The sequence below is a fragment of the Pseudomonas sp. Leaf129 genome (genome assembly GCF_001423465.1).
Lineage (GTDB): Bacteria > Pseudomonadota > Gammaproteobacteria > Pseudomonadales > Pseudomonadaceae > Aquipseudomonas > Aquipseudomonas coleopterorum.
In genome coordinates, this window is record NZ_LMOC01000006.1 from 491,063 (window position 1) to 509,903 (window position 18,841).

The window sequence follows — 18,841 nt, forward strand, 5'->3', positions numbered from 1 at the left end:
AAACGTTCTCAGGGCGGGGTGCAACTCCCCACCGGCGGTGATGGCGCGCAACGCGTCGAGCCCGCGAGCGCTTGTGAGCCGGTAACGGCCTGCAAGGTCAGCAGACCCGGTGTGATCCCGGGGCCGACGGTCATAGTCCGGATGAAGAGAGAACGGGATTGCGACACCTTCAAAAGGCCAACGCAGGGCCGTGCCATGCGCATGTACCCACAGATCCCCTTCGATCCACATGCCCTGTTTTTTTCTTGAACAGGAGTGAACCGATGCAACCCACTGCAATTGACAGCAAGAGCCACACCCACGAACGAATCGCTTTCGTGCAGGCTTGCTGGCACAAGGATATTGTCGACCAGAGCCGCAAAGGCTTCGTCGAAGAAATGCGCGTGCTGGGCTACCAGGAAGCCGATATCGACTTCTATGAAGTCGGCGGTGCATTCGAAATTCCCCTGCACGCCAAGCTGCTGGCCAAGACCGGGCGCTATGCCGCCGTGGTCGGCGCGGCCCTGGTGGTGGACGGCGGTATCTACCGTCACGAGTTCGTCGCCCAGTCGGTGGTCAGCGCGTTGATGCAGGTGCAGCTGGAAACCGAAGTACCGGTATTCTCGGTGGTGTTGACCCCGCACCATTTCCACGACGGCGAGCAGCATCACACCTACTTCTTCAACCATTTCCTGCACAAAGGCGCGGAAGCCGCGCGCACCGTGGCCGATACCGTACAGAAAGTACGCGCGCTGCGTCGCCTGCAGCAGCAGCAGAAAATCGCCTGACGTTCCACGGCGTGCAGTTCGTTCGGCCATGGGTTCCGACAAGGTCCCGTGGCCGGTTCGCCGCACGTACCGGCATCAACCCTCATACCCGATACATGTGTAGCACTCTTCCGCATTGCCCTCCCCCTACGCTGCGGCTTCTCTATCGGATACAGGAAGCCTGCCATGGAACATCTCCCCCCTCGGGTATTCATTCGCCGCAATGAGGAGCCTGCCCACGAGCCCGACAGTCATTCGCTGCCCTATGCCGATCTGCAGGTTCGCATCGACTTCGAGGCTGCCCCCGTACCGCGTCTGTTGATCGCCACGACGAGCGCCGATGACCAACTGCGCCTCGACGCCAGCGATGGCACGCTGCTGCTGACGCTCAACGGCCTGCAGTACCGTATCGAACCCATCGTTGAGCCGCTTGACTTGATCATCGACACCGATGCCGGCGACGACACGGTGCGCACGGAAAGACTGCGAGGCAAGATAACGCTGCGCACCGGTACCGGCGATGACCTGATAAAGGTCGGGGCGGGCAACTTCTACATCGACTCCGGTGCAGGCAACGACACCGTACTGACCCGTGGTCACGGGATGCACACGATCTATGCCGGAGACGGCGACGACACCTGCTTTGGCGGTGAACAGCTGACCTTCATGGCCGGCGGCGAAGGTGATGATCGCCTGGTAGCAGGCGCAGGCCTGAGCATCATCAGTCCCGGCCCGGGCGAGGATTCGATATTCCCCGGCTCAGGCAGCAACGTGGTCTACAGCAGTGACGAGAACGATCTGATCCTGCGCGAGAAAGGCACGCTGCGCCTGCATCGAGGCGGCAGTCACCGCGCAGGCGATCAAGCCCTGCGCATCGAAGGCAGCGATGGATTCGTCAAACGGGTAGAAGCCGACCTTGATCTGCTGCGCACCTCGCCCACTGCGCGTTTACTGCTGCAGGCGCTGGATGAGGCAGCCAGTGCCCATGGCACACAGGTAACCGTGCGCTTTACCCATGAACCCAATGGCTATTTCGGCCACCCGCATTGGCCGGTGATCGATGGTCAGCGCGCACCCGCAGGACAATCCGGCGAACTGGTCTACAACCCCGCCTGGCAACCGCCGGGTAGTTTTCCCGTGGTGGTGCTGTACCACGAGCTGTGCCATGCCTATAACTTCGCCACAGGGTCGATGTTCGGCTTCGATCACGAGCGTCAGGTGGTCGGCCTGCCTACCGAACATCCCCCGTTCGACTTCGACGACGACCCGCAAACACCGCCGGTGAACACCAATCCGGATCCGTTCAATGAAAACAGCCTGCGCCGCGAGTTGGGTCTGCCGCCACGCCTGAACTACCCCTGAGGCTCACACCTGCGTTGTCGGCACGATCAAAATGCCGGCGCGTAGGCCATTGGCAACCTTGGGGTTGGGGAAGATGATCCGCGCGCCCTGTTCTTCCACGACCCAGCGCTGTTCGCGTCCGTCTTCGGCCAGCAGGTAGCCTTGATCCAGCTCGGTGAAATTCTCGATATCGTCATCCAGGTGCAGACGGAAGGCATCCGTGTGCTTGATGACTTCACGTGACACGGAAAACAGCACCAACTGGTCCAGTGGCTGTTCAAGGTCCGTCTCGACCCCTTCGATCAACTGCCGCAGGCTGGCCTCCAGACGACTCAGGTCGACCTCGGCGTTCTGCCCGAATGGCCTGGCCTTGCCCAGTTCCAGGGTAAAGGCTTCGGCGTCGAGCTGCTCGTAGGTGAACGCGCTGAACGTGATGGAAGGCTTGTTCTGCAGCAACACGGCGCGCATGCCTGCCGCCTGCAGGCGCACCAGCTCTTGCCGGGAATGCTCGCGACCCTGCTTCCAGGGATAGAGGGCGAACTGCTCGATCCGTGAACCACGGATGGCGGTGTGCAGGTCGTAGTGCAGGCGCGTGCGCTGCGGCAGGCTGAAGAAGGTCGTGGCCAGGCGTTCCAGTTCGCAGGCACGCAAGGCTTCGTTGCCGCTGACAGCGTCGTGTCGGCCGTTGAACAGCCGGTTGACGTCGCGCTCGATGTAGCGGACGCCACGGCGCATCGCTTCAGGGTTGCCGAACAGAAACAGGATACGTGCCCGGGGAACCAACTGGCCGCGGGCGATGGCCTGAACAAGCGTGTCGAGCAATTCGATGGGCGCGGTTTCATTGCCGTGCACACCGGCCGACAGCAGCAAGTCGAGGCCGCTGTCGGTGTTGGCCGCGGGGCGCACTTCCAGGGCGCCTTCCCCGAGCCAGCGCAGGCTGACGCCGCCGGTGGTCAGCTGGATCTTCTGCGCCGGCTCGCGGCCGGCCAAGGTCAAGTCGAGCAGTTTGCCAAGAGCGAGCATGGGGCGGCGTCCCTGAAGGATGGAGTTTTAGTGGTTGCAGTCCGGACCGTGAACGTGACCGTCCTCTTCTTCGGCGCCCGCATCGGCCGGTTCCATTTCCAGCTGCAGGCTGACCAGGTTGGTCGCCAGGGGTCGCAGCAACAGGTTGGCGTATTCGGCATCGCCTTCTTCGACGTCCACGCCGATCAGCAGCTGGCCACGGCCGTCGTGCTGGATCCAGACTTCCTTGCCCTGCCAGACCACGCAGAAGCGGGTGCAGGAGGTTTCCAGTTGGGTGCCGTCGGTGTCTTCGAGAATCAAGCGCAGGGCGTCGGACATACAGTTACCTCAATGATATTCAGTGTTGAACAAATGGTCAGAGCTGGAAAGGATAGACCGAACCCAGTGCCAGGATCCGAGTCAGCTCGTCCAATGCCTCGCGGCATTCGATGAGCAGTTGCGGGTCGGCCATGTCGGCCTCGACCAAGCGGTCGCGGTAATGGCGCTCGACCCAGTCGTTCAGCGTTTCGTACAGCGCAGGCGTCAGGATCACGCCAGGGTTGACCGCTGCCAGCTCCTCGGGCTTGAGCGCCACGCGCAGTCGCAGGCAGGCCGGCCCGCCACCATTGCGCATGCTTTGCTTGAGGTCGAACACCTTGACCTCGGCAATGCCGGTGCCTTGCCCGGTCAGGCGTTCCAGATAACTCCAGACCCGCGGGTTGGCGCGGCACTCTTCCGGGACCACCAGCAGCATGCTGCCGTCGGCGCGGCTGAGCAACTGGCTGTTGAACAGGTAGGTGCGCACGGCATCGTCCACCGAGACCTCGGCGCGGGGCACGCCGATCGCCTGCAAACGCCCGCCCCGCGCGGCGAGCTTGGTCTGCAGTTCGGCCAGCACGCGGTCGCTGTCGAGGAACGCGTCCTGGTGGTGGAACAGCAACTCGCCATTACCGACCGCGATCACGTCGTTGTGAAACACGCCCTGATCGATGACGTCCGGATTCTGCTGGGCGAACACCACGCCCTCCTCGCTCAGCCCATGCAGCCGGGCCACGGCCTGGGACGCTTCCAGGGTCTGGCGCGCGGGATACTTCTGCGGCGCGGGCAGGCGCGCGTCGAAGGCACTGCGACCGTAGACGAAGAATTCCACCCCCGCCTCGCCATAGTCCCGGCACAGGCGGGTGTGGTTGGCGGCGCCCTCGTCGCCGAACTGGGCAACGGCTGGCAGCGCCTGGTGATGAGCGAAATAGGTCGGGTTGGCGAACATCGCCTGCAACACACGGCTTGTGGTGGGGTGCTCGATGCTGCGGTGGAACTTGCAGTTGAGGTTTGCGGCGGTGAAATGCACGCGGCCATCAGCGGTGTCCGCGCTGGGGCTGACGGTCGCCGCGTTGGCAACCCACATGCTCGACGCCGAGCAACTGGCCACCAACAGCGGCATGGCGTCGCGCGCGGCTTGGGCGATCACCTCGGCATCGCTGCCGGTAAAGCCCAGGCGCCGCAGCGCAGCCACATCAGGGCGTTCCTGGGGCGCCAGCACACCCTGGGTGAACCCCAGTTCCATCAGCGCTTTCATCTTGGCCAGGCCCTGACGAGCCGCTTCGCGCGGGTTCGAGCCTTGCTGGCTGTTGCTCTGCGACGCCACGTTGCCGTAGGACAACCCACCGTAGTTGTGGGTTGGCCCCACAAGGCCATCGAAATTCACTTCACAGGGTTTCATCGGTTCGGCTCCGTGGATCTGTTCTTGTACGCAACGTTGCTACGACGTTCTACAGCGTGATGCCCGGACTCAGGGTCGCCGGCAGACTGAGCGCGGGGGTTTCCAGCGAGGCCACCGGATAGGCGCAATAGTCGGCGGCGTAGTAGGCGCTGGCGCGGTGGTTGCCGGACGCGCCGACACCGCCGAACGGCGCGCTGCTGGCGGCGCCGGTCAGCTGCTTGTTCCAGTTGACGATACCCGCCCGGCTGCGCAGCCAGAATTCACGATAGCGTTGTTCGGAATCCGACAGCAATCCTGCCGCCAGCCCGTATTGGGTGGCGTTGGCCTCGGCGATGGCCGCATCGAAATCCACGTAGCGCACCACTTGCAGCAGCGGGCCGAACAGCTCTTCGTCGCGACGACCGTGAGCCTGGGTGACGTCGAGGATGCCGGGGGTGAGCAAGGCCGCGTCGGCCCGTGGCTGGGTCATTCTCAGCAGGGTGAGCGCGCCGCTGTTCAGCAGGTGTTCCTGCGCCTCGAGCAGCGCCTGCGCCGCTTGCAGCGAGATCACCGAACCCATGAACGGCGCCGGCTGGCGGTCGTATTCGCCGACTTCGAGGGTGGCGCAGACCTGCACCAGCCGCTCGAGCAACCGGTCGCCCCACGCCCCGGCGGGTACCAGCAAGCGCCGCGCGCAGGTGCACCGCTGCCCGGCGGAAATGAACGCCGATTGGATGATGGTATAGACCGCCGCATCCAGGTCCTGGACCTGCTCGACCACGAGCGGGTTATTGCCACCCATTTCCAGCGCCAGGATCTTGCCTGGCTGGCCGCCAAATTGCTGGTGCAGCAGATTGCCGGTGGCACTGGAACCGGTGAAGAACAGCCCGTCGAGCCCGGCGTTGGCGGCCAGCGCCATACCCGTCTCGCGACCACCCTGCAGCAGGTTCAGCACGCCCGCTGGCAGCCCGGCTTCGGCCCAGCAACGCACGGTCAGCTCGGCCACCTTGGGCGTCAGCTCGCTGGGTTTGAACAGCACGCAGTTGCCGGCCAGCAGCGCCGGCACGATATGGCCGTTGGGCAGGTGACCAGGAAAGTTGTACGGACCGAACACCGCCACCACACCGTGGGGCTTGTGCCGCAGGGCCGCCGTAGCATCGGCCAGGGGTGCGCTCTTCTCACCGGTGCGCTCGGCGTGACTCTGAATCGAGATGGCGACCTTGTTGACCATGCTGGTTACTTCGGTGGCCGCCTCCCACAGTGGCTTGCCGGTTTCTTCGCCAATGCACTGCGCCAGTTCGTCGGCGCAGGCCTTGAGCCGATCGGCGAACGCGTGCAGCACGGCGATGCGCGCCGACAGCGGCTGGCTCGCCCAGTTGAAAAAGGCATGCCGCGCGGCCAGGACGGCTTGATCCACCTGACTGGCGCTGGCACTGCGCCCTTGCCAGACCACGGCCTGGCCCACCGGATTGAGGGACGTCAGCTGTTCGCCTTCGCCTGGCAGCCACTGGCCATCGATGTACAGAGTATTCATTAGAGCACCTCCCGTGCTGGCGGGGTCATGGGCACCGCGCGCACCTGATCGCCCGCGCTCAGTTGCAGGCGGCGGGCAGTCAAAGGATCGACCACCAGGGTGCCGGAGGCGAAACGCGCAGGGGCTGCGGTGATGCGGCACGCTTCGCGCTCGCGGTTGTAGATCAGGAACGGGGGCGCATCGTCACCTGGGGTGCCGATGGCCAGGACCAGGCTTTTGCTGTCGTGGACCGCGCGGATCTTGCTGGTTTCGCATTCCACGGCCGGGCCTGCGTCGAAGATGTCGACGTAACCCTGGTAACTGAAGCCTTCGGCCTTGAGCATGGTCAGCGCCGGCTCGGTGTCCGGGTGAACCTTGCCGATCACCTCCCGCGCGGCCGGTGACAGAAAGCAGCTGTACAGCGGGAACTTGGGCATCAGCTCGGCGATGAAGGCGCGGTTGCCAACGCCAGTGAGGTAGTCGGCCTGGCTAAATTCCATTTTGAAGAAATGCCGACCCAGGCTTTCCCAGAACGGCGAGCGTCCGTCGGCATCGGAAATGCCGCGCATCTCGGCAATCACCTTGCGCCCGAACAGCTCCGGAAACTGGGCGATGAACAGCAGCCGCGCCTTGGCCAGCAAACGGCCGTTCAGGCCCTTGCGGTAACCCTCGCGCAGGAACAGCGAACACAGTTCCGAATTGCCGGTCAGGTCGTTGGCCAGGAACAGCGTGGGAATCTCGCGATAGATGTTCAATTCCTTCGAGGCGCTGACCGTCAGCCCTACCCGGTAGTTGTACCAGGGCTCACGCTGACCCACGGCGCCGGCGATGGCCGAAATGCCCACGACCGTGCCGTCGTCGTCTTCAAGGACGAACAGGTAATCGGCATCACCGCGCTCGGCTTCGCCACGGAAGGTCTTCTCGGCCCAGCCGACGCGGTGCGCCAGCCGCTCTTCGTTGGCTGGCAGGGTGGTCAGGCCGGGGCCGGTGCTGCGGGCCAATTCGATCAGCGCTGGCAGGTCGCTGCTGCGTACGGGACGAACGATCATGCTTTCTCCTCGAGCGGGCACCGCGCGGCACCCGCAGAACTCGGCCTGTTCAACCAGGTATCAAACTGCAACCAGACGCACGCTGGCGCCCTCGCCCACACCCAGCGCTTCGGCTGTCGCCAGATCCAGGCCGACCGGCTTGCCGGGCACCCAGTCGAGCTCCAGCAGCACCGCGCGATAATCCTGCAGCAGCCCGTTGGAAACCAGATAGGGTCGGCCCGGGCCACCACGTTCATCGCTGGCCGCGACCAGCTTGACCGGGACCACCCGGCTGTGGGCGATGGAGCGAATGCCCGACACACGGGCATGCAGGGTCGGCCCGCCGTCGAAGATGTCGATGTAATGATCGGTCTCGAAGCCTTCGCGCATCAGGATGTCGAACGTCACCTGAGCCCGTGGATGCACCTGGCCCATGGCCTCCTGGGCCTGGTCGGGCAGCAGCGGCACGTAGATCGGGTAATGCGGCATCAGTTCGGCAAGAAACGTGCGGCTCTTGATGCCGCACAGGCGTTCGGCCTCGGCGTAGTTGAGGTCGAAGAAATTGCGGCCGATTGCGTCCCAGAAGGGCGAATCACCCTGCTCGTCGCTGTAGCCGACGATCTCGGTCACCACTGAATCGGCGAAGCGCTCCGGGTGGTTGGCCATGAACAGCAGGCGGGCGCGGGAGTTGAGTTCGGCCCAGATACTGCCCACCAGCTCGGGCACCACGTAGAAGCTGGTCAACAGGCTGTTGCCGGTCAGGTCGTGGCACTGCGACAGGACGTGAATCTTGTTGTGGATCTTCAGCTCGCGCGAAGCGTGCACGAAGGTCTCGTTACGAAAACTGTAGAACGGTTCGGAATAACCAGCGGAGGCGACGATCGCCGAGCACCCCACCAGACGCTGGGTGGCCAGGTCTTCGAGCACGAAGAAATAGCTCTCTTCACCGTTGAAGCTGACTTCGGCAGCGAAGGACGCTTCCGACTTGCTGATCTTGTCGCTCAACCGGCCGGCGTCGTCAGGCAGGGAAGTGACACCGATGGGGCTGTCGGCGGCCAGCCGCTGAACCTCGGCCAGGTCAGCCATTTGCGCAGGGCGCATTACCAGCATGGTGTCACTCCTTGTCGATTGAAGCGGTCGATTGCAGCGGTCGATTGCAAAGGCGGCGCCGACCGGGGGCAGGCGCCGCGAGCAGGCCGTTCAGGCCTGGGTCAGGTGCGCCACGGCGCGCTCGAAACGGTCCAGGCCTTCATCGATGTCGGCTTCCTCGATGACCAGGCTCGGGGCAAAGCGCACCACGTCGGGACCGGCTTGCAGGATCATCAGGTCGTGCTGCTCGGCAGCATTGAAGAAGTCCTTGGCGCGCCCCTTCCAGGCGTCGCTCAAGGCGCAGCCGATCAGCAGGCCCAGGCCGCGCACCTCGGTGAACACGCCATAGCGCTGGCCAATCTGTTCCAGGCGCGTCTTGAAGCGCTGGTGCCGGGCCTTGACGCCGGCCAGCACTTGCGGGGTGTTGACCACGTCGAGCACCGCCTCGGCGACCGCGCAAGCCAACGGGTTGCCGCCATAGGTAGTGCCATGCACGCCGACCGCGAAATGCTTGGCCAGGGCGTCGGTGGTCAGCATCGCGCCGATGGGGAAGCCGCCCCCCAGGCTCTTGGCGCTGGAGAGGATGTCCGGGGTCACGCCGTAGTTCATGTAGCTGTACAGCTCGCCGCTGCGGCCCATGCCGCTCTGCACTTCGTCGAACACCAACAGGGCATTGAACTGGTCGCACAGGGCGCGCGCGCCTTGCAGGTAGGCCGGGTCGGCCGGCACCACGCCGCCTTCGCCCTGGACCGGCTCAAGCACCACGGCGCAGGTCTTCTCCGACACCGCCGCTTTCAGCGCTTCGAGGTCGTTGTACGGAACGTGCCGGATGCCGGTGATTTTCGGACCGAAGCCATCGGAGTATTTCGGCTGACCGCCGACGCTGACGGTAAACAACGTGCGACCGTGGAAGCTATTGATGGCCGAAACGATCTCGTATTTCTCGGGACCGAATTTGTCGTGCGCCACACGCCGGGCCAGCTTGAAGGCGGCCTCGTTGGCTTCGGCGCCGGAGTTGCAGAAGAACACCCGGTCGGCGAAGGTGGCGTCGACCAGCTTCTTGGCCAGGCGCAGGGTCGGCTCGTTGGTGAAGACGTTGGACACATGCCAAAGCTTGTTGGCCTGTTCGGTCAACGCGCCGACCAATGCCGGGTGCGCGTGGCCCAGCACGTTGACGGCGATGCCACCGGAGAAATCGATGAGCTCGCGACCGGCCTGATCCCACACTCTGGAGCCGGCACCGCGCACGGGAATGAAAGCGGCCGGCGCATAGTTGGGAACCATTACCTGGTCGAAATCGGCACGTTGCACGGGGGCTTGCTCAACGGACATCGGAGTCTCCTGTCAAGGAACGCTCAGCGCAAAATGGGCGAGCGATGGGGAATTGTAAGGACTGGTTCGCGCGCGGCATTGCCGCCATGCGACAACTTGTTACAGCGCCAAACCGCCATTCTACGGGGGTTGTCGCGAATGCGACATATAGGGATAGAAAGAGGAATAGAAAGACGCTCGCCTTGCGATTCAGCCCGATATACCGCGGCGCGCCCTTCGCGGGCAGAGCCCGCTCCCACATTCTGGTGCGAGGGCACCCTTCGCGGACATAGCTTGCTTCTGCTTCCCTGTGGGAGCGGGCTCTGCCCGCGAAGGCCACACCGCGCTTCGCCTGACACAGCGCATTCCAGAGGCAGGGTCAGCCGCGCTCGGCCGGCACCGAAGACAGTTCGAACGGGCTGCTGCTGCGGCGCTGGTTGCGGTCTTCGCGGGGGGTGGCGCCGAAGAAATTGCGGTAGGCACTGGAGAAGTGCGGCCCGGAAGAAAACCCGCACGACAGGCCGATCTGGATGATCGACTTGCTGGTCTGCATCAGCATCTGCCGAGCCTTGTTCAGGCGCAGCTCGAGGTAGTACTGGCTTGGTACACGATTGAGATACTGCTTGAAGATGCGCTCCAGCTGACGCCGGGATACGCACACGTGCTGGGCAATCTCGTCGGTGGTCAACGGTTCTTCTATGTTGGCCTCCATCAACAATACCGCCTGGGTCAGCTTCGGATGGCTGGAGCCCAGGCGATTCTGCAGAGGAATGCGCTGGCGCTCCCCGCCTTCGCGGATACGCTCCACCACCAGTTCCTCGGAAACCGCCCCGGCCAGTTCGGCGCCATGATCACGGGCCAGCACCGCCAGCAGCAGGTCGAGCACCGACAGACCGCCGCAAGCGGTCATCCGGTCGCGATCCCAGTCGAACAGGTGGCTGGTGGCGATGACCTTGGGGAAGCGCTCGGCGAAATCATCCTGCCAGCGCCAGTGCACGGCCGCGCGGTAACCGTCGAGCAGCCCCAATTGCGCCAGCGGATACACCCCGGCCGACAGTCCACCGACCATGCAGCCTGCTCGGACGGTCTGCTTCAGCGCAGTGGACAGTGCCGGCGCCAATGCCGCCGGTGGCTCGTCCGCCAGCAGGAACAGCTTGTGGCACCCTTCCAGGCGACCGTTCCACGCCTCCCCCGGCAGTTGCCAACCACCCGGCACGGGCGGCTCGGCCTGCAGGAACAGCAACTCGTAGGTCACGTCCGGGTGCACCTTCTGCGCCACCCGCAGGGCCTCCTCGGCCAGCGCCAAGGTCAGGGCTCGCGTGCTGGGCCAATAGAGGAAACCGATTCGTTGGGCTGTCATCTGATGCGGACCGAAACCTTAAGTATCAAAAACCGAATGGGACATGGTACTGCGCCGGATCAGGCATGCCTGCCCTGCACACACGAAAACACTCGGCAAAATGTTTCAAGCAACGATCACTTGAGGCTGCCGGACAAAAACTGCTGCAACCGCTCGGAGCGCGGATTGGCCAACACCTCGCGGGGGTCGCCGGTCTCCTCGACCAGCCCCTTGTGCAGGAAGACCAGCTGGTTCGACACTTCGCGGGCAAAGCCCATCTCGTGAGTCACCACGACCATGGTCCGTCCTTCCTGGGCCAGGGCCTGCATCACCTTGAGCACGTCACCGACCAGCTCGGGATCCAGCGCCGAAGTCGGCTCGTCGAACAGCATCACCTCAGGCTCCACCGCCAGCGCGCGAGCGATGGCCACACGCTGCTGCTCGCCACCGGACATGTGCCCCGGATAGGCATCCTTGCGGTGCGCGACGCCGACCTTGGCCAGATAGTACTCGGCTTTCTCCAGGGCTTCCTTCTTCGAAACACCCAATACGTGCACCGGCGCTTCGATGATGTTTTCCAGCGCGGTCATGTGCGACCACAGGTTGAAGTGCTGGAACACCATCGACAGCCGCGAGCGCAGGCGCTGCAATTGCCTGGGATCGGCCGCCTTTAGTGCGCCGTCCTTGCCGGGCACCAGCTTGAGTTCTTCGTCATTGAGCAGGATCTTGCCCGCATGGGGCTGCTCGAGCAGGTTGATGCAGCGCAGGAACGTGCTCTTGCCCGATCCGCTGGAGCCGATGATACTGATCACATCGCCCGCCTTGGCCGCCAGCGAGACACCCTTGAGCACCTCGTGCGAGCCGTAGCGCTTGTGCAGGTCCTGAACTTGAAGTTTGTACATGATCGGGGGTCTCGCAGATCGGTCAGTCACGGCTCACTGGCTCGCGACGAAAGGGTTTTCGCTGCACGCGGTCAGTGCCTGCGTGGCGCGAGATAGGCCAGCCAGCGGCGCTCGGCCAGCTTGAACAGGCGCACCAGAATGAACGTCAGACACAGGTAGCAAACGCCCGCCGTGATGTAGGCTTCGAACGGCAGGTAGTACTGGGCGTTCACCGTACGCGCAGCGCCGGTGATGTCGATCAGGGTCACGATCGAGGCCAGACTGGTGGTCTGCAGCATCATGATCACTTCGTTGCTGTACTGCGGCAGCGCCCGACGCAGTGCCGACGGCAATAGAATGCGTCGATACATCCCGGCCTTGGACATGCCCATCGCCCGCGCCGCTTCGATCTCGCCCGGCGGCGTGGCGCGCAGGCTGCCGGCGATGATCTCGGCGGTGTAGGCGCTGGTGTTGATGGCAAACGCCAGGCAGGCGCAGAACGTGGCACTCGACAACCAGGGCCAGAGCACACTGTTGCGCACGACCTCGAACTGGGCCAGGCCGTAGTAGATCAGGAACAGCTGCACCAGCATGGGCGTGCCGCGGATGACATAGGTGTAGAGCCACGCGACACCGTTGACCAGTGGCTGCCGGGACACCCGCATCAAGCCCAGTGGCAATGCCGCCAGCAGACCGAAGAACAGCGAGATGGCCAGCAGTTTCAAGGTTTCCAGCATGCCGCTCATGTACAGCGGCAGGCTGTCCCAGACGACGTTGTAATCGAAGATCATAGTTCAGCCGCCTTGATGCCCACCGAATAGCGTTTTTCGACGGCGCGCAGCAACAGCAGCGACACGCTGGTGATCACCAGGTACATCGCCGCTACTGCGAGGAAGAAGGTGAACGGCTCGCGGGTGGCATCCGCCGCCTGCTTGGCCTTGAACATCATGTCCTGCAGGCCGACCACCGAGATCAATGCCGTGGCCTTGGTCAGCACCAGCCAGTTGTTGGTCACACCGGGGATCGCTAGGCGAATCATCTGCGGCACCAGTACCCTGAAGAACACCTGCAGGCTGCTCATGCCATAGGCCATGCCAGCCTCGGCCTGGCCCTTGGGAATGGCCATGAACGCGCCACGGAAGGTTTCCGAGAGGTACGCCCCGAAGATGAAGCCCAAGGTGAAGATACCGGCGAGCAGTGGATTGAGGTCGATGTAGTCGTCGTAGCCCACCAGCGGCGCAACGCGGTTGATGATGTCCTGGCCGCCATAGAAGATCAGCAGGATCAACACCAGATCGGGAATGCCGCGGATCACCGTGGCATACAGATCGCCCAGCCAGGCCAGCCAGCGTACCGGCGACAGGCGCAGGGCCACGCCCAACAGACCCAGCACGATGGCCAGCGCCATGGACGACAAGGCGAGCTGCAGCGTCAGCCAAGCGCCATCGAGAATGACGGCCCCGTAGCCTTTCAACATGTAGAGATCCTCGCCCGGAGAATGAAAAATGGTGCGAACCGCGGTTCCCCGCCGTTGGCACCATCAGTCAGGTAACGCCTGCCGGCTTATTTGCCGTAGATGTCGAAGTCGAAGTACTTGTCCTGAATTTTCTTGTACTCGCCGTTGGCACGAATGCCCGCGATGGCCGCGTTGATGCGCTCCAGGTTGGCCTTGTCGCCCTTGCGCACGGCAATCCCGATGCCGTCACCGAAGTATTTCGGATCGTTGACCGATGGGCCGACGAAGGCGTAGCCCTTACCGGCATCGGTGTTGAGGAAACCGTCCTGCAACAGGGTGGCGTCGGCCAGTGTGCCGTCGAGTCTACCGGCGGCCACGTCCAGGTAGATCTCGTTCTGCGAGCCATACGGCATCACTTCGACACCCAGTGGCTTGAGCACTTCAGTGGCATAACGGTCATGGATCGTACCGCGCTGCACGCCGATCTTCTTGCCCTTGAGCTCGCTCATGTCGTCACTGACCGTGGTGCCCGCCTTCATGACCAGGCGCGCCGGCGTGGCGTAGTACTTGTTGGTGAAATCGACGGATTTCTTGCGGTCATCGGTGATCGACATCGACGACAGAATGGCGTCGATCTTGCGCACCTTGAGGGCTGGAATGAGGCCGTCGAATTCCTGCTCGACCCAGGTGCACTTGACCTTCATCTCGGCACACAGCGCGTTGCCGATGTCGTAGTCGAAGCCAACGATGCTGCCATCCGGCGCCTTGGAGGCGAACGGTGGGTAAGCGGCCTCGATGCCGATCTTCAGCGGCTTTTCATCGGCGAACGACGCCGCCGACAGCACGGACAGTGCCAATGCGCCAAACAGTGCGAGTTTCTTCATTGGGTGAGCTCCAGCGAAAAGGGCAGTATGGGCAAAGTGAGCGCAGGCCCAGAATGCGAAAAAATGAGGCTGAACAGGCGACGCCGCAGGGTCCGGCGAGTGAGCGCATTCTAACGGCACTGTGCCAGTCGATATTTCGTCAATGCGACAAGTAGTTACAGAAGCAACGAGACACCCAGACCAGGGGATTGACAGCCCCCATCGAGTGTGGTTTGGAAAAATGAGAGGTAATCTGAGACTGAAGCAATTAGCGCGCCCATTATTGGCAAAGCCTTCTAGGACGGCAAGTGTGGCGTTGCAGGTGGAAGCAGGTAGGCGTAGCAGTGGGGTATTGAGTGGCAGGTGGTGTGTGCTGGACTTTCATGCAGTAACACAGGCAATCGTCGATAAGCTTTGATGGCCCCTTCGCGGGCAGAGGGCTCGGCCGCCCGCCCCGCTCCCACATGAGTGTGCACTAACGCGCACATGTGGGAGCGGGGCGGGCGGCCGAGCCCTCTGCCCGCGAAGAGGCCCTCAAGATCACATCACATCACCTCAAATCACGCAGAAGCCCGATGCATGTCCTTGTGAGTATCGATCAACTGCTGCACCACCCCCGGATCGGCCAGGGTGGAGATGTCACCCAGCGCGTCGTACTCGGACGTAGCGATCTTGCGCAGGATGCGCCGCATGATCTTGCCCGAACGCGTCTTGGGCAGCCCCGGCGCCCACTGGATCACATCCGGCGACGCGATGGGACCGATCTCCTTGCGCACCCAGTTCTTGAGCTCCAGACGCAATTCCTCGCTGGCCTGCTCGCCGCCATTGAGCGTGACGTAGACGTAGATGCCCTGCCCCTTGAGGTCGTGAGGCACGCCCACCACAGCGGCTTCGGCCACTTTGGGATGGGCGACCATCGCACTTTCGATCTCGGCCGTGCCCATGCGGTGCCCGGAAACGTTGAGCACGTCATCGACCCGCCCGGTGATCCAGTAGTAGCCATCTTCGTCGCGACGCGCACCGTCGCCGGTGAAGTACATGCCGCGAAAAGTCTTGAAATAGGTATCGACGAAGCGATCGTGATCGCCGTACAGGGTGCGCGACTGGCCTGGCCACGAATCAAGGATCACCAGGTTGCCCTCGGCGGCGCCTTCGATGATGTTGCCCAGATTGTCCACCAGCGCCGGCACCACGCCGAAGAACGGCTTGGTTGCCGAGCCCGGCTTGAGGCCGATCGCGCCCGGCAACGGACTGATCAGGATGCCGCCGGTTTCGGTCTGCCACCAGGTGTCGACGATCGGACAGTTCTGCTTGCCGACCGTGTTGTAGTACCAGTTCCAGGCTTCCGGGTTGATCGGCTCGCCGACCGAACCGAGCAGGCGCAGGCTGGAGCCATCGGCGCCCTCGACCGCTTTGGAGCCCTCGGCCATCATCGCGCGGATTGCCGTGGGCGCCGTGTAGAGGATATTGACCTTGTGCTTGTCGACGATCTTCGACACCCGGGTGATGTCCGGGTAGTTGGGCACGCCCTCGAACAGCAGCGTGGTGGCGCCGTTGGCCAAGGGACCGTAGACGATGTAACTGTGGCCGGTGATCCAACCCACGTCCGCGGTGCACCAGTAGACGTCGCCAGGCTTGTAGTCGAACACCCGCTCATGGGTCAGCGCGGCATACACCAGGTAGCCGCCGGTGGTGTGCAGCACGCCCTTGGGCTTGCCGGTGGAGCCGGAGGTGTAGAGGATGAACAGCGCCTCCTCGGCGCCCATTTCCTTCGGCGCGCAGGTGCTCGACGCCACTTCCAGCAAAGAGTGGTACCAGATGTCCCGATGGCGGTTCCACTCGATGTCGCCGCCGGTGCGCTTGCACACGATGACTTTTTGCACGCTGCTGGTTTCAGGGTTGGTCAGGGCCCGATCGACGTTGGCCTTGAGCGCCGTCTTGCGCCCACCGCGCAGACCTTCGTCGGCGGTGATCACCACTTTGGACTGGCAGTCGATGATGCGCCCTGCCAGCGCCTCGGGTGAAAATCCGCCGAACACCACCGAATGCACCGCGCCGATGCGCGTGCACGCAAGCATGGCCACCACCGCCTCGGGGATCATCGGCATGTACAGGGTCACCACGTCGCCACGGTGCACGTCCTGGCCGCGCAGGGCATTGGCGAACTTGCACACTTCGGCATGCAGCTCACGGTAAGTGATGTGACGGCTCTCGGAGGGATCGTCACCCTCCCAGATGATCGCGACCTGATCGCCGCGCTCGGCCAAGTGCCGGTCCAGGCAGTTGTAGGAAACGTTGAGGGTGCCGTCGGCGAACCACTTGATGTCGACATGGTGGTCGTCGAACGAGGTCTGCTTGACCTTGGTGAAGGGCTTGATCCAATCGAGACGCTGCGCCTGCTCGCGCCAGAAACCGTCCGGGTTGACCACGGACTGCTGGTACATCGCCTTGTAGGTCGCCTCATCGGTCAGCGTGGACGCTGCCACTTCGGGACGAACGGGATACAGGGAAGCCGCACTCATCATTCTTACCTCGGTTGAATAGTTGTTGTTGTATAGACCTGTTTTAAGGGTATCTGCCCCAGGCAGCCATTCGACGATGGTAGTACCGAGACCAGTATCTAGGTCCGTACCCAGATTAGTACCGGGCCTGCTCGGCGAGGCGGGATTAATGCAGATTCGGATAAAACTGTTTATCCAAACCCGCTCTGTTTACCACAGGCACCGGGGCCTAAAATCGATTTCGCCAGCAACGGCACTGCGATCGACAAAGACTGCATCCCCCACGAAGGCTGTCGATCGCAACTTTCCCACTCTCAAGTTTCACACGTGACCTCACAAGGGCCGCGTGCCCCCTGACGACTGTAAAACAGGAAAATCAAAATGAAAGCTTTGTTGATTCTTGCGCTGATTGGCTCGAGCGGTATCGCCCTGGCCGATGAGACGACCACTGCCGCCACACAGAAACCCGTGGTGGAACCCTATGACTATTCACAGCATCCGGACATCGCCCATGTCATTTCCAACTCGGCGATCCCCAATGTCTGCGCCGTGGTACCGGCGCGCCTGACCTACGAAGACTCGCAGGGCAAGCGCCACATCATGGAATACCACGTCATGGGCAACGGCTGTACCAACAGCTGAGCACCTTTCAGCGCCGGGGCCCAGGCCCCGCTGCTGGCTCCTGCCACACGCCACTGGCGCTGCACGCAAACCAAGCCTTTCCTCTCCCGACCTCTCTTTTTGTGCCTCGTGCCTCTATCATGAGCGTCACGTAAGCCTGTCCATGCTTTCACGCGCATCGAGCACTCCACCTGCCTGGCGGTGCCTGCGCCTACTTTCTGCTTTTGCGACGGATCTGCCCATGCCCCACTCCCAGCGCCCCCTGACGGTCACGCTGCAAGTCGTTTCCATCGTGCTGTTCACCTTCATTGGCTACCTGAGCATCGGCATTCCCCTGGCGGTATTGCCCGGCTTCGTCCACAGCGATCTGGGCTACGGCGCGGTGATCGCTGGCCTGGTGATCAGCGTTCAATACCTGGCCACCCTGCTCAGCCGTCCCCAGGCGAGCAAGATCATCGACAACCTGGGCAGCAAGAAGGCCGTGATCTACGGGTTGGTCGGCTGCGGCATCAGCGGGTTGTTCATGCTGCTGGCCGGCTGGTTGCAAAGCTGGCCAGCACTGAGCCTGGCCAGCCTGCTGGTGGGTCGGGTGTTGCTCGGATCGGCAGAAAGCCTGGTGGGCTCCGGCTCCATTGGCTGGGGGATCGGTCGCGTCGGGGCGGCCAACACGGCCAAGGTCATCTCCTGGAACGGCATCGCCAGCTACGGCGCGCTGGCCATCGGCGCGCCGCTGGGCGTGTTGATGGTCAAGCATCTGGGCTTGTGGAGCATGGGCGCGAGCATCATCGTTCTGGCAGGCGTGGGCATCGCCTTGGCCTGGAACAAGCTGCCTGCGCCAGTGGTGGCCGGCGAGCGCCTGCCGTTTCTGCACGTCCTGGGTCGCGTGCTGCCCCACGGCACCGGACTGGCCCTGGGTGGCATCGGCTTCGGCACCATCGCCACGTTCATCACCCTGTACTACGCCAGCAATGCTTGGGACAACGCGGCACTGTGTCTGAGCCTGTTCGGTGCCAGCTTTATTCTCGCGCGGCTGTTGTTCGGCAACCTGATCAACCGTCTGGGGGGCTTTCGCGTGGCGATTGTCTGCCTGAGTGTGGAGACCCTGGGCTTGCTGCTGCTATGGCTGGCGCCCAGCCAGGAACTGGCCATGGCGGGTGCGGCGTTGACCGGTTTCGGTTTTTCCCTGGTATTCCCGGCGCTCGGCGTCGAAGCGGTCAATCTGGTGCCAGCGTCGAGCCGCGGTGCTGCAGTGGGGGCCTACTCGCTGTTCATCGACATGTCGCTGGGCATCACCGGGCCGGTGGCCGGCGCCATAGCCGCGGGCTTCGGCTTCAGTTCGATCTTCCTGTTTGCCGCTGCTGCTGCGTGCACGGGCCTGGGCCTGACCTTCTATCTGTACCGCCAGGCCGCTCGCCTCCCACCACCGGAAGACAAGCTGGTCTGAGGATAAC

17 protein-coding genes and 1 riboswitch are annotated in these 18,841 nt (G+C 63.2%); of the genes, 4 read left to right on the forward strand and 13 right to left on the reverse strand.

The window, feature by feature from the left end; genetic code table 11:
- Window positions 1-158: riboswitch (FMN riboswitch) on the forward strand.
- A gap of 105 nt (window positions 159-263) precedes the next feature.
- Both ASF66_RS10290 and ASF66_RS10295 read left to right on the forward strand, forming a co-directional pair.
- Window positions 264-767 (forward strand): 6,7-dimethyl-8-ribityllumazine synthase, encoded by a 504-nt coding sequence (locus ASF66_RS10290; protein ID WP_056843773.1) that lies wholly within the window; start codon window positions 264-266, stop codon window positions 765-767.
- Window positions 768-932: 165 nt separating this feature from the next.
- Window positions 933-2,108 carry a M91 family zinc metallopeptidase gene (locus tag ASF66_RS10295; protein WP_056843774.1) on the forward strand — a complete coding sequence of 392 codons (1,176 nt, stop codon included), beginning with the start codon at window positions 933-935 and terminating at the stop codon, window positions 2,106-2,108.
- 3 nt (window positions 2,109-2,111) lie between these two features.
- On the opposite strand, the gene astE is transcribed toward ASF66_RS10295, so the two are convergent.
- The 13 genes from astE to acs form a co-directional block, all read right to left on the reverse strand.
- Window positions 2,112-3,110 carry a succinylglutamate desuccinylase gene (gene astE, locus ASF66_RS10300; protein ID WP_056843775.1) on the reverse strand — a complete coding sequence of 333 codons (999 nt, stop codon included), beginning with the start codon at window positions 3,108-3,110 and terminating at the stop codon, window positions 2,112-2,114.
- A 27-nt stretch (window positions 3,111-3,137) separates the two neighbouring features.
- Window positions 3,138-3,428, reverse strand: a complete 291-nt coding sequence (locus ASF66_RS10305) for a hypothetical protein (protein ID WP_043185377.1) — start codon at window positions 3,426-3,428, stop codon at window positions 3,138-3,140.
- A 37-nt stretch (window positions 3,429-3,465) separates the two neighbouring features.
- Complete coding sequence (gene astB, locus ASF66_RS10310) at window positions 3,466-4,809, reverse strand: N-succinylarginine dihydrolase (RefSeq protein WP_056843776.1); 1,344 nt, start codon at window positions 4,807-4,809, stop codon at window positions 3,466-3,468.
- A gap of 49 nt (window positions 4,810-4,858) precedes the next feature.
- Window positions 4,859-6,322, reverse strand: a complete 1,464-nt coding sequence (gene astD / locus ASF66_RS10315; protein WP_056843777.1) for a succinylglutamate-semialdehyde dehydrogenase — start codon at window positions 6,320-6,322, stop codon at window positions 4,859-4,861.
- Window positions 6,322-7,350 (reverse strand): arginine N-succinyltransferase, encoded by a 1,029-nt coding sequence (astA, locus tag ASF66_RS10320; RefSeq protein ID WP_049862157.1) that lies wholly within the window; start codon window positions 7,348-7,350, stop codon window positions 6,322-6,324. Before astA ends, astD begins: the two co-directional genes overlap by 1 nt.
- Before the next feature lie 60 nt (window positions 7,351-7,410).
- Window positions 7,411-8,439, reverse strand: coding sequence for an arginine/ornithine succinyltransferase subunit alpha (aruF, locus tag ASF66_RS10325; RefSeq protein ID WP_056843778.1), 1,029 nt, complete (start codon window positions 8,437-8,439; stop codon window positions 7,411-7,413).
- Between the two features lie 90 nt (window positions 8,440-8,529).
- Window positions 8,530-9,750 (reverse strand): aspartate aminotransferase family protein, encoded by a 1,221-nt coding sequence (locus tag ASF66_RS10330; protein WP_049862159.1) that lies wholly within the window; start codon window positions 9,748-9,750, stop codon window positions 8,530-8,532.
- A 358-nt stretch (window positions 9,751-10,108) separates the two neighbouring features.
- The gene (gene argR / locus ASF66_RS10335; protein ID WP_049862160.1) at window positions 10,109-11,089 is read right to left on the reverse strand and encodes a transcriptional regulator ArgR; all 981 of its coding nucleotides are present in this window, start codon (window positions 11,087-11,089) and stop codon (window positions 10,109-10,111) included.
- A gap of 116 nt (window positions 11,090-11,205) precedes the next feature.
- Complete coding sequence (locus ASF66_RS10340; RefSeq protein WP_056843779.1) at window positions 11,206-11,970, reverse strand: ABC transporter ATP-binding protein; 765 nt, start codon at window positions 11,968-11,970, stop codon at window positions 11,206-11,208.
- Between the two features lie 71 nt (window positions 11,971-12,041).
- Complete coding sequence (locus tag ASF66_RS10345) at window positions 12,042-12,740, reverse strand: ABC transporter permease (RefSeq protein WP_049862162.1); 699 nt, start codon at window positions 12,738-12,740, stop codon at window positions 12,042-12,044.
- Window positions 12,737-13,426, reverse strand: a complete 690-nt coding sequence (locus ASF66_RS10350; protein ID WP_056843780.1) for an ABC transporter permease — start codon at window positions 13,424-13,426, stop codon at window positions 12,737-12,739. The genes ASF66_RS10345 and ASF66_RS10350 overlap by 4 nt, the downstream gene beginning before the upstream one ends.
- An 86-nt stretch (window positions 13,427-13,512) precedes the next feature.
- The gene (locus tag ASF66_RS10355; protein ID WP_056843781.1) at window positions 13,513-14,289 is read right to left on the reverse strand and encodes an ABC transporter substrate-binding protein; all 777 of its coding nucleotides are present in this window, start codon (window positions 14,287-14,289) and stop codon (window positions 13,513-13,515) included.
- A 539-nt stretch (window positions 14,290-14,828) separates the two neighbouring features.
- Window positions 14,829-16,790, reverse strand: coding sequence for an acetate--CoA ligase (gene acs / locus ASF66_RS10360; protein ID WP_056843945.1), 1,962 nt, complete (start codon window positions 16,788-16,790; stop codon window positions 14,829-14,831).
- 360 nt (window positions 16,791-17,150) lie between these two features.
- On the opposite strand from acs, the gene ASF66_RS10365 reads away from it, so the two are divergent.
- Entirely contained in the window at window positions 17,151-17,411 is a 261-nt protein-coding gene (locus ASF66_RS10365) for a DUF2790 domain-containing protein (RefSeq protein ID WP_043185340.1), read from the forward strand.
- 220 nt (window positions 17,412-17,631) lie between these two features.
- On the forward strand, window positions 17,632-18,834 hold the full coding sequence (locus tag ASF66_RS10370; protein ID WP_056843782.1) for an MFS transporter: 1,203 nt from the start codon (window positions 17,632-17,634) through the stop codon (window positions 18,832-18,834).
- Window positions 18,835-18,841: the final 7 nt, after the last annotated feature.